The organism is Clostridium sp. 'deep sea', from assembly GCF_014931565.1.
Classification (GTDB): Bacteria; Bacillota; UBA994; order PWPR01; family PWPR01.
Map to the genome: position 1 here is coordinate 1015808 of NZ_CP063353.1, position 12502 is coordinate 1028309.

Annotated in this window: 10 protein-coding genes and 1 other annotated feature; of the genes, 1 reads left to right on the forward strand and 9 read right to left on the reverse strand. The window is 33.3% G+C overall.

Features of this window, described 5'->3' with window-relative positions; translation table 11 throughout:
• Window positions 1-80: 80 nt before the first annotated feature.
• Window positions 81-1019, reverse strand: a complete 939-nt coding sequence (locus IMX26_RS04790) for a DMT family transporter (RefSeq protein WP_195160544.1) — start codon at window positions 1017-1019, stop codon at window positions 81-83.
• A 554-nt stretch (window positions 1020-1573) separates the two neighbouring features.
• Window positions 1574-1745, forward strand: a binding site (T-box leader).
• A gap of 66 nt (window positions 1746-1811) precedes the next feature.
• Between IMX26_RS04790 and proC the strand changes: the two genes are divergently transcribed.
• Window positions 1812-2618, forward strand: coding sequence for a pyrroline-5-carboxylate reductase (gene proC, locus IMX26_RS04795; protein WP_195160545.1), 807 nt, complete (start codon window positions 1812-1814; stop codon window positions 2616-2618).
• Between the two features lie 441 nt (window positions 2619-3059).
• Here proC and aspS read toward each other — a convergent pair whose 3' ends face one another.
• From aspS to ftcD, 8 genes are all read right to left on the reverse strand, one after another.
• Window positions 3060-4343 (reverse strand): aspartate--tRNA(Asn) ligase, encoded by a 1284-nt coding sequence (aspS, locus tag IMX26_RS04800; protein ID WP_279324887.1) that lies wholly within the window; start codon window positions 4341-4343, stop codon window positions 3060-3062.
• A gap of 550 nt (window positions 4344-4893) precedes the next feature.
• Window positions 4894-5037 (reverse strand): hypothetical protein, encoded by a 144-nt coding sequence (locus IMX26_RS04805; protein WP_195160546.1) that lies wholly within the window; start codon window positions 5035-5037, stop codon window positions 4894-4896.
• Between the two features lie 9 nt (window positions 5038-5046).
• Window positions 5047-6045: a hypothetical protein gene (locus IMX26_RS04810; RefSeq protein WP_195160547.1), complete on the reverse strand. Its 999-nt coding sequence runs from the start codon at window positions 6043-6045 to the stop codon at window positions 5047-5049.
• The gene (locus IMX26_RS04815; protein ID WP_195160548.1) at window positions 6045-7346 is read right to left on the reverse strand and encodes a hypothetical protein; all 1302 of its coding nucleotides are present in this window, start codon (window positions 7344-7346) and stop codon (window positions 6045-6047) included. Before IMX26_RS04815 ends, IMX26_RS04810 begins: the two co-directional genes overlap by 1 nt.
• Window positions 7346-9145: a glutamate mutase L gene (locus IMX26_RS04820; RefSeq protein WP_195160549.1), complete on the reverse strand. Its 1800-nt coding sequence runs from the start codon at window positions 9143-9145 to the stop codon at window positions 7346-7348. Before IMX26_RS04820 ends, IMX26_RS04815 begins: the two co-directional genes overlap by 1 nt.
• Before the next feature lie 200 nt (window positions 9146-9345).
• Window positions 9346-9978, reverse strand: a complete 633-nt coding sequence (locus tag IMX26_RS04825) for a cyclodeaminase/cyclohydrolase family protein (RefSeq protein WP_195160550.1) — start codon at window positions 9976-9978, stop codon at window positions 9346-9348.
• Window positions 9968-11230, reverse strand: a complete 1263-nt coding sequence (gene hutI / locus IMX26_RS04830) for an imidazolonepropionase (RefSeq protein WP_195160551.1) — start codon at window positions 11228-11230, stop codon at window positions 9968-9970. The genes IMX26_RS04825 and hutI overlap by 11 nt, the downstream gene beginning before the upstream one ends.
• Before the next feature lie 2 nt (window positions 11231-11232).
• The gene (gene ftcD, locus IMX26_RS04835; RefSeq protein WP_195160552.1) at window positions 11233-12135 is read right to left on the reverse strand and encodes a glutamate formimidoyltransferase; all 903 of its coding nucleotides are present in this window, start codon (window positions 12133-12135) and stop codon (window positions 11233-11235) included.
• Window positions 12136-12502 lie beyond the last annotated feature (367 nt).

Here is a 12502-nt window from a genome sequence, read left to right on the forward strand (position 1 = left end):
ACAGCAGCAGAAAAGATCGCTTAATACTCAAGCGATCTTTTCGTATTTTACAGTAAGAATGTAACAAACATTAAGCAATATTATTGTGATAAGCTAGTGCTTTTTTCACTAATTTGCTGTTTTAGATACCTATTTACACCCCATACCCCTAATAAAATCATGGCTCCACCAATAAAGTGATACCATTCAAAGGCTTCGTGTCTAAAGGTAACCCCTGCAATAATTGAAACTACAGTAACCAAGTTAGAAAACACGGCAGTTTGAGTTGCAGTTATTTTAGATAACGTAAAATTCATTAACGCAAAGGCAATGACAGAAGAGAATACAGCCAAATACAATAAAGGTATTAAGATACTCATATCTTTTAAAGGAGCAAAATAGTTAGTATATGCCCCCACATGTTTATATCTTAAAAAGCCAATAATACTAAAATTAACAGCTGCAACAGCAACTATTACATAGGTTAGTTCAAAGGGTGTAAACTGGGTAGATAACTTACGAGAGTATACTGTATAACCTGCAGCAGCTATTACAGCGCCCATAGCTACCACATAACCCCATATATTACCGTCACCGCTAAATCCACTTTGCATCATAACAATAAAAATAACCCCAGCCACCGATAAAATAATAAAAAATAATTGTTTGGGAGTAACATACTCTTTTAAAAATATCGCACTAAAAATAGTAACGAAAATTGGAATAACAGCTATCATCATTCCTACCTGAGATGAGGATATCATTTTTATACTAAACGTTTCACAAATCATATAAAGAAAAGGCTCTAAAATACCTAAATATATTGCTAACCTAATGTTTTTTCCTTTAAAATTAACCTTAACAATTCTTGTTAAAATTAATACCGTTAAAGCTAATGTTGCTAACATATACCTTAAACCCAAAAAATGAAACGGATCAATGTGATCTAAGGCATTTTTTGTAGCTAAAAATGAAAAACCAAAAATTGTAGCATAAGCTACTCCAGCTACATACGGCAAAATGTTCACTCTATTCCTCATAACCCTGTCCCCTATTCTTTATCTTTAATTGTATCTCTTTAAACTACTGCTTGAATTATAATCTATATCTTAATTATAAATAGTAGTTTTTGAAGATTACCTTGCAGATGAATTCTATTTATATACGATAAGAGACTGCTCTCTCTACTCATCCTCACGCTAATATACTATACCTGTTAATACTTATGTAAAGCAATAGTTTTTAAATATATTTTTATAAACTAAATAATTACCTGATACTACTTACCATTTTTATTAAATAAAATACCTTTTACATTTTTATTAGGCTCTACAGATATTAAATGAATTAGTAATTCTTCATTAGCTGATATAATTGCAACAAAGCAAATCACGTCCTATTAACTTAATATCGTATGCAAAAAAATAAAAGATCTATACTTAAAATAAGAACCAGCTAAAGCAGTTAAACGAATAAGCAAAGTAATGAAAATACATGTTATAAGTGTGCTTTATAAAGATATTTAACATATATTGTAATAATATTTCAATTGACATACCTTACTAATGGAGATATAATCTATAAAAATTCATATACACAAGCAATGATAGAGAATAGTAAATAACGTAATGTTGTACAGAGAGTAAGAAAATGCTGAAATTCTTACCAACTAGCCTATTGAACCTACTCTTACGCTATATAACATAACTAAGTGAGCCTTTAATGGCTAATTAGGGTGGTACCGCGGGTTAACTCTCGTCCCTTGTTGTGGGATGTGAGTTTTTTGTTTTTAAACAACTTTAATTAAATAATAAAAGATAAGGATGAACATAATGAACAAATCAATAGGTTTTATAGGAGCTGGTAATATGGCAAAAGCCATAATAAAAGGCTTAAGCCAAAATGACATGCAAAATAGTGAGTTATATGTTTACGATACCGATGGTAAAAAAACTGCTGATTTAATCAATGAATTTTCAGTAAATCAATTACCCTGTAATACAGAAATAGCTAAACAATGCGATATTATTGTTTTAGCTGTAAAACCTAATATTTATAACACTGTATTAACTGAAATTAAAAGCTATTTAAACAAAGAACAAATAATAGTCTCACTTGGTGCTGGCATAACCATTAACCAGATTGAAAACTATAGTGATATTGCGCTTAAAATTTTAAGAGTAATGCCTAATATGCCTGTATCTGTTGGTCAAGGTATGATAGCAGTTACAACTAATGAAAACGTTACTGAAGAAGAGAAAATAGCTGTTTTAAACATATTTTGTAGCTTAGGAGAGGTAGACATTATAGATGAAAGCCTAATGAACATGATACCTGCAGTTAGCAGTAGTAGCCCCGCCTTTGTTTATATGTTTATAGAGGCCTTAGCAGACGGAGCAGTACTACAAGGCATGGGCAGAAAAAAGGCCTATAAATATGCTGCTCAAGCCGTACTAGGTGCCGCCCAAATGGTTTTAGAGGCGCATAAACACCCAGGAGAATTAAAGGATATGGTCTGCTCTCCTGCTGGCACTACAATAGAGGCTGTATATTCACTAGAAAAAAGCGGCTTTAGAGGCTCCATAATTGAGGCAATGAATATTTGCACTAAAAAAACTCAAAAAATGGCCTGTGATTAAAATATATTCTGTTAACCTAAAAATGAGCTATCATTTTTAAGATAGCTCATTTTTACCACATATTTTAAAAAAGATTCATTGTTATTGAATGATATATATAAAGTTGATATAGTTAATTCTTACTCACTATCAGATTTTTGATTAGCCTTAAGTACTGTATAAATGAATTGATTTAACAACAAAAGTCAAATGTCTGTATATTCTTATATATTTTTTTTAATAATACTTAATTAATCATATACTAAACTGAACAATGACTAAATATTGCTATAAAGACTTTAACTTCATAATCCCTTAATCAATACGAGTAAGAGCATGAAGAGTTTTGAGATTGTTTATTGCCAAGGTACTAAAATATTAAGCAGGCAAAGGTAATAAAATTGGTATGCGTTTGCTTGAAAAAACTAGCACAACACATAGAGTGGTCAATCTCAGACCCCACTAAGGCACTAACCGTTGTTGATCTCTAGGAAATAAGGTGGCCTGTTTAATATTTTCAATACCTAATAACTGAGCTGTTAAGCGCTCTAAGCCGATAGCAAATCCACCATGAGGTGGCATTCCTAAGTTAAACATTGTTAAATAATGTTCTATTTCAGTTGCATTTAGTCCTGCTTTAGTTGCACTTTTTAATAACTGCTCATAGTTATGAATTCTTAAACCCCCAGTGGTTATCTCTACCCCATTATAAATTAAGTCGAAGCTTTGGGTTAGTGTATTATTTGCATTATGGGGCATTGTATAAAATGGTCGTGCCTCTGTGGGGTACTCTGTTAAAAATATGGCATTGCTATTGTATTTTTCTTTAACATAGTTACAGATTAATTTTTCACCTTTGGGGTCTATATCTATGGCCATAATTTCATAATTATATTCTTTTTTCAGTATTTTTCTTGCTTCACTTAGCGTTAAATTTGGTATTTCACCTAACCTTAGGGGGTAAACACTTAATAACTTTAACTCATATTCTCGTTCTTTATTTAGTTTGTTTACAATGTAATTTAATAACTCTTGTTCTAAACTCATTAACTGCTTAATACTTGTTATAAAGCCTATTTCAAGGTCTAGGCTAGTATATTCATTAATATGTCGTGAGGTATTATGCGACTCTGCTCTAAACACAGGTCCTACTTCAAAAACTCTTTCTAAACCTGAACCTACCATCATTTGTTTATAAAACTGAGGGCTTTGTGCTAAACAAGCAGTTTTACCAAAATAGTTCATACTAAAAACAGATGCCCCAGTTTCTGTAGCACCAGCAACAAGCTTAGGCGACTTAATACTTGTGAAACCCTTACTTATTAAATACTCGCTAAAGCCAGCTGTAATAGTACTTTGCACCTTAAAAATAGCTGCTATATGCTCATTTCGTAAACTGAATGCTCTATAGTTTAAAATTTTAGCTAGATTAGCCTGTATATCAGCACAGTTTACTTCAAATGGTAGCTCACTGCTTGCTAAAGACAAGATATTTAACTGCTCTACATGAATTTCAAGGTCATACTTACCTTCTACTACTTGACCCAATACCTCTATTGAGCTCTCTTGTGTTAGACTTTTAGGTAGATTATTGCTAACTACCAACTGCACAGTTCCACTATAGTCACTTAGCACAATAAACATAAGCTTACTACCTACTTTGCGTATACGCTTTACAAAACCCATAAGCTTTACAGTTTTACCAATACAACATTCTAAGTTCTTAATTTCTTTTCGTAATAACAAAAAAGACACCTCCAAAATATATTACATCTCCCTCCTAAGGACGAAGAGATGCATTTCGCGGTGCCACCCTAGTTTTCGTTAAAATTCCTAAAAAAGATCGCTCTCTTTGTCACTAAAATTTTATCAATTTCCTGCGTATAGTTATACTGCATAAAGCTGCTAAAATTTTAGCGCCTAAACAGCAAACATTATCAGCAATTTAACTGATATATTTTAGGTAAGGAATTATTACACGACTCACTAATCTTATAACGTAGATTAACCCGATTTGTTTTTAACAAACAGCTCCACAATTGTCCCTTATTGTTTTAGAATACCAGTTTTCAGCATATTCTGGCTCTCTGTTAAACAAAACAATAATTTTTTTGTATCATTGCTTTTATAAATATAATTATTTTAAATTATGATAAAAGCTTTGTCAATAGCTGTTAATAGTTTAGTATTTTTGCTATACGTTAATTACTTTTAATCAAACTACTATATATAATTAACTGTCATTAACAACTAGCCTATATAATATATGTTACAATAAAAATTAATTTTACATCATTTAACTTTCTTTCTCTTCTTCCGCGATGACCTCATCAACAATTTCCTCTAACATTTCTTGCACTTCTTCTACATCAGAAATTAACACAACTCCACTAACAGGCTGACCACTTATTGCTTTTTTAATTTTATCAAAAATTTTCATAGTATCCCCCTATTGTAAACTAAATGTAGGTGAGTTTTGCTTCTTCTTTTTGTCTTTAACTGGTACATACTGAGGTAAATTTCCAGATTTTAACCAATTCTCTACTACACAATAGCTAAAAACTAAGTAAACCATTTGGTTAAAGCTAAATTCACTAATTTCAACTTGGCTATCTTTACGATTTTTATAAAGTTTGTTTGAAATGCTGGCTAGTTTAGGATAAATACTGTAAAATAGCTCTGCAAATTTCTTTAATTCAGACTTAATTTTATTCACATGATATTTATTAACCTCAGGTAATGAAACATGGGTTGTAGTCATTCCTGCATTACCTTTTTTATTTTTATACATTTTTAGTTTAGCTAATAAAACTAAACCATTGCCAATAGGAATAAATTCATAGTTATCATCTAAAGAGCGCATGCTTTTAACTACGTTTATATTATTTAGTATATCATAAACAATATCTGGATGACATAGTAACTCACTCTGCCAATACACAACCGAGCTATTGCCAAATAACGGGTATATTTCATTATAAAATATATGGTTTAGGTCCATATCTGGCAATAATATAGCTACGCTATTATTAGCCTCATTGCCTAGCTTTAGGTTCATATTAAACCACATAATTCCTAATACCAACTGAGTTATTGTTGCATGACCTATGTGTTGCCAATCAGCTTCAAGCTTTTTAGCCATACTGGCTACTATTTTGCTGCCTGAAAAATCTATATCTTTTAACTCTTGTTTTATATTAAGCTCAATTTCCTTACTTAAATTACAGCTTAACATAGCAATTTTTGAATAATAGCCGTTATTCTTTTTTACAACTATATTATGCTTAATAAGCTTTTGTAAAATCTCATTATCTACTGGTTGACCAGACTGTAAATTACACAACTCTATTGCTACCTGGTGGTCAATTACACTAGGCAAAAAGCCATTAAACTGGGTAATAGCTCTTTGAGCGTTAAGACTTCTATAAAATAATCTCATATTCTGCATTAGCTTAACCTCCCAACTGTTTGTAAATTGGTTAGTGGAACTACATAAATTTCTCCATTCACCTCAACCTCAGCAACTAATACCTTTATTAAAGAAGGCAGTAATACAGGTTTAGCTAAGATAGACTTAACTACACCCTTTTTACCGTGTAGTTTACCTGTTCTTTTAATCTCTACAAAGCTACCTTCTGTAACAGGACCCTCAAACTCATCTACATTATAGCTAAATTCTTTTTTTATTGGTAGAATTAATTCAGGTCTTAAAGCACCTGCTCTTATATGAGTAGTACCAATCATTGATACCCATTCATTATTATAGTTACTAATAAAATCTACTATGTCTTTTTCGATAGACTGATTAACAAATCCATTTACTAATAACAATGCTGTGGTAATGTTTTCTCCCCCAGTTATTCCAGGAACAAAGTCTATTCCAGCATATTTTTTCACCTGTAAAAATGGCATATATGATGTAATAACTGCCTGTACTCCAATTGAGTTAGCTTGTTGTAAAGCCTGCAATTCTATACCATCTGGAGCAAAAATAATTTTGTCTGTATCAGTAGCTAAAATGTGTTGGGACTTTAATACTCCTTTTACAACTCTTAAATGACCTTGCCTTTCGCCACCTAAACCATATACTCCCTGTAACTGATAAACCTCTCCTGCAACCTTAATAGAATCTCTTCCTAGAATATTAGTTATTTTTCCGGGTATATAGGCCCTAAGTTGGCTATTAATTTTGTAAGCAGAAATAACAATTTTATTATTATCAGTTGACATAACTTGTCCGTAAACATTACATATTACAGTTTTTTTAAGAGAAATCTGGGCTAAAAGTTGATTAGGGCTTACCTTTTTGCCAGGCCTTACTATAATTTTTCGCTGAAGTATATCTTTTTTTACATCAGGAAAAAGCTCATTTAAATCGAACACAACATCGTCTTTAATATTATTATCTAGCGGAATATAATCTCTTATATACATTTGACCCATATGCCTTGAAATAATGCCAACTACTCCCTTTTTAGGAGATTTACAAACAAAGGGTTGATAAAATACATTATTAATAGCTAAAACTTGACCTTCTTCAACATGGTCACCTACTTTAACAACAGTAATTTGCTCTAGCTTTTCTTTAGGCAATGACAAAATCTTAGCCACAGGTACTTTTACTACATTACCGGGAACATAGTCTAATACAGCAATAATATCATTATTACAAACCTCTTGACCAAGTTTAACAGTAATTTTACCAGGATAAGGTAATGATCTTTCTTTATGCAATAACACTTTTTTCATTAATTACCCCTCCTAACCAATTCTATTTCTTGCTGAGTAAATGAACCACTATCTATTAACCACTTGCTAATATCACTAATGGTTACTTCATGGTTTACAACTGCTTTTCGCATATCAACAATAAAGCCAGCTTTTCCTCCAGCAACATTTATTGATTTACTCTTACCTGTTCCTTCACCTATATCTATAGACTTAGCTGGCACTAAATTAAGCTTAGCTAGTTCATTTTCACCTAATTCATAAAATTTAAGCTCACCAGCATTTATAGTGTCCTTTACTTTTTTTGAACCTATAGTTCCACTAATCTGTAATGCCATTTCATGTTTTTCGCTTTCACCATAACCAGTAACAACTGTGCCTAAAGGAATAAAGCAGTCTTTAATTAAAACGTTTAAAGCAATATCTGGGTAGTGTTGCGATAACACCCCTAAATGAGGCATCATAAATATACTATCTACTGCAAGATTAGTTACACCTTTTAACTCACTTGAATCCATTATCATTAAGGCAGCTTGAACTCTACGAGGGGCATGAGATAACACTCCACCACTACCTATTACTAAACCAACACTATTCATGTTAAGTAGGCTTTTATCTTCTTTGGTACTTGCTATGCGAGCCTCTTGAGATTTAAAGAAATTATCCATTACTGACTGTTCTTCTGGCAAAGCAGTTATTAGCTGCTCATGGTGATTAATAGATATTCTCAATGCCTCACGTGCCACAGCCTGTTCTACCATTAATTCTTTTAATGATACTGGTAGCGTTGTAGGGTATAACATTTTTGTAGCTATCATATCGCTAAGCTCTTCATCGCTAATTACAAATGGTAACCACCGCTTTACATTACTTATTCCAGCATTCTCTAACACATTGCCAATACTATAAGACATACCCATATTGGCACTTACAGTACGGTAGAACTCATTGTTTAACACAGAGAAAACATCTGTTGTTGCTCCACCTATATCCATACCTAAAATATTTAAATTTTGACGCTCTGCTAAAATAGTCATTATGGCACCCACTGCTTTAGGCGTTGGTAAAATTTTAGCCGACGTTGCAGCACTTAATTTACTGTATCCGGGTGCTTGTTGCATTACATGACTTAAAAACAACTCATGTATTTCATCTCTGGCTGGGGCTAAATTTTCTGTACTTAGGGTTGGCCTTAAATTAGGAACAATATGCAAGTCAAAATCATCTGCTAATGTATCTTTTACTAAATCGGTAGCATCTTTATTACCAGCAAAAATTACTGGCAGCTTTATATCTTTACCAAAACGAGGTTTAGGATTAGAGGCATTGATTATGTCTGCAAACTCTAGGGCAAACTCAACACTTCCTCCATCTATTCCACCTGTTAGTAATATCATATCTGGTCTACTATTACGAACAGATTCGATAATTTCATAAATAGGTCTTTCATCATCGGCTGAAATTACATCTAATAAAATAGCTCCAGCACCAAGGGCAGCTCTACTTGCGCTAGCACCAGTAACCTTACTGTATAAGCCAATAACTAGCACCTGTAATCCTCCCCCTGCACTGCTTGAGGTATAATACTCTATTCCTTCTGCTGTTACTTTAGGGTCACTATTGGATTTAATATCTCTATCTATAATTTTTCCTAATTTTGCAATAGCGCTTTTCACGCCAATGGTAACATCTTCAAAAGGCTCTTCAACTGTTGTTGGTGACTCAGCTCTACTTACTAAGCGGTATCCATCACCTTTTTTTTCTATTAAAATAGCTTTAGTAGTTGTACTGCCAACATCAGTGATTAAAAATGACGACATAATAAACACCTCAGTTTTTTTATTTAGTATTACTATTTTACAACAAAATAAAATTAAAATCATTATATTATTTAGGCTAGCCAATTGTTATTAATTTATTAGTAGAAATATTAAATACATTTTTTAATAGTTAAAAAAATCTACAATCACCATAATAGCTAATTGGCAATTGTAGATTTATATTTTTTATTGTTAAATCTCTATAAAGACTCATCCATGGCCTTATAAATTTGTTGGCTTAACTCACTTACTTCAGTTTTTAAGTTAGTTAAATCGTTCTCCATTTTAGCAACAAACTCTTCATCTTTTAATGAACCTAAGTTAATTTTTACATTATAAACAGCACCTCTAAATGCTGCTTCTGCCATTCCTGCACCAACACCAGCATCGCTTAGGGCATTTTTATTGCCTTTTAAGGCAGCTTCTTTACATAACTTTAGGACGTCAACACTTATTTTAGCCATTTCAAAGGGTGTAGCAGTTGCTTTTTTAGTGCCCTCTTGAATCGCCTTTCGGCGGACTGATTTTTCCTCTTGTGTTGCTTTGGGCATTTTAAATGCAGCCATAACTTCATTAAAGGCCTCGGTATCTTCATCAATAAGTTGTAAATAACGGTCTTTTAATAAGTTTGCTTTTTCTCTTAAAACCTTCATATCTAGCTCTACTTCGGCATACTTCTTTTTGCCTACTGTTAAATTGCCTACCATTGATGCTAATGCTGCACCTAAAGCACCAGCCACTGCAGAGGCACTTCCACCACCCGGAGCTGGAGATGATGAGGCTAACTCCTCACAAAAACCTTTTACTGTTAAGTTTACTAATTTAGTTGTCATAAATAACTCTTCCTTCCTCTGCAACTTTCACACCTTTTTTATAAACCTGTTTGGCATGATTTTTTCCAAATCTATAGGCTAAATAATCTAAATTATCGGTATCCCATATAATAAAATCTGCCTGTTTACCCTTCTCTAAGCTACCCAATTTATCCGCCATATTTATGGCATAAGCAGAGTTTAAAGTACAAGCGTTTAAAATTTCTGCCGGGGTCATTCGTAAGTATAAGTATGCTAAGTTAAAAACAAACTGCATATTATCACTAGGACAGCTACCAGGATTAAAATCTGTAGCAACTGCTACGGGAACCCCCTGTGTTATCATTTTACGAGCAGGAGCATAGTCTTTACGTAAATAAAATGATGTACCTGGCAAAATAACTGCAATTGTTTTACTTTTTGCCATATCTTCTATGCCTTTATCCGAAATAGCCATTAAGTGATCAGCCGAGGTTACTTGTAGCTTAGCAGCTAACTCTGCCCCACCAATAGATACAATTTCATCTGCATGCATTTTTAATTTAAAACCATGCTTTTTAGCGGCTACTAATATTTTTTCACTTTCAGGCACTTCAAATACACCTTTTTCACAGAACACATCACAAAACTGCGCTAAACCACTTTTAGCAACAGCTGGAATCATATCATTAATAATGTGTTCAATATATGCCTCTCTGTTTGCTTTATACTCTGGTGGCACAGAGTGAGCACCCATAAAAGTATGCGCTAAGTCCATAGGATGAATCCGAGCTAATTCGTGCGCTACCTCTAGTTGTTTTAACTCTTCATTAAGAGCTAAACCATAGCCGCTCTTACTATCAACTGCTGTAACACCTAAAGATAACATATGGTTAAGGTCTTTTGTTGCCTTGTTAACTAACTGATCTTTGCTTGCTTTACGAGTAGCTTGTACGGTACTATTTATGCCACCACCAGCTTTGTGGATCTCCATATAGGAGGCACCTTTAAGCTTTAACTCTATTTCGTGCTCGCGTGAACCACCGTGCACTAAATGAGTATGAGGATCAACAAAACCTGGTGTTAATAAACAGCCTTTGGCATCTATTACTTCTGTAACAGCCGGCAAATTATTTATATCTACATCAATGTCTTCAATATAACCATCTTTTATTAATAGGGCAGTATTATTAATAGTCATTACACTGCCTTGCTGTTCACCAGCTAGTGGTACACCTATATCAATAGCAGTAACTAAATTGGCATTTATTATTGCCTTATATACAAAAGCCATAATTAACCCTGTAATCTACGCTCTAAAATTTGATTTTTCTTAGAGAAACCCTCTAGTTGTAGATAATATCCAGCACAATCAATTAAAGCGTCCATTGGCACTAAACCAACAATTTCACTGCCAACAACATTAACACCATAACGCTTAGCTTCCATTTTAATCATTTCAAAAGAACGATATAGGGCAGTTTTTTTGTAGTTAGTCATGTTCATACTAACCTGAGCAATGTTACGGTCTTCAAGCATTACTCCCATGCCTTTAACATTTTTTAAACCACCATTGCTTTCACGTACTTTTTTGGCTATTTTATTAGCAATTTCAACATCACTAGTATCGAGGTTAACATTAAAAGCAACCAAAGCTGGACGAGCACCAACTACAGTAGCACCAGCTGTAGGATGTAATTTAGACTCACCAAAATCAGGAGCCCACTCAGGATCATTAATTTTATTTTTAAATCCTTCGTATTCGCCTTTACGTACTACAGATAAATTTTTTCTTTTATCAGTTTTTGCTGCTCTTTCATATAAATAGATAGGTATGTTTAGCTCTTTAGCAATACGCTCACCAACCTCATTGGCGATTTCAATGCAGTCTTTTAATTTTACACCCGAGATAGGAATAAATGGAACAACATCTGTGGCACCCATACGTGGATGTCCACCCTCGTGTACATTCATATCAATAAGTTCAGCTGCCTTAGCAGTAAGCTTAAAAGCAGCCTCAGCACAGGCCTCAGGAGTACCAATATAGGTTACAACTGTACGGTTATGGTCGGCATCAGAAGAATAATCTAATAAGATTGCACCAGCAGTTTCTCTTACTTGATCTACAACTTGTTCTATAATTTCGGGTCGACGTCCCTCACTAAAATTCGGTACGCACTCTACAATTTTTGCTGACATAATTGTTCTCCTTATACGTTTTTCGTTTGTAGCAAAGCATTTATTAGTTTGTCATCCACACAGAGACATAAGTATTAAATGCTTTGCCTAATTTATTCGTTTTAATTAGTGATATTTTCGTTAACCACAAAGTACTGTTAACACCTTGTGGTTTTATTAATTATTCCTATAGGTTTAGGTTTAAAAATTTAGTTTAAAGCTTTTTGAAGCTCTTTTTTGCATAACCACCAAGAACACACTAGACACAAAGGTGATAATTAGTAGTTATTTGAGCTTTTGCTTTTAATACTGCTATCTTTGCTTAAAACTTATGAACAACACAGAGGTTGTTCACTACGGAAACCACCTTACAATATGCATAACGCGT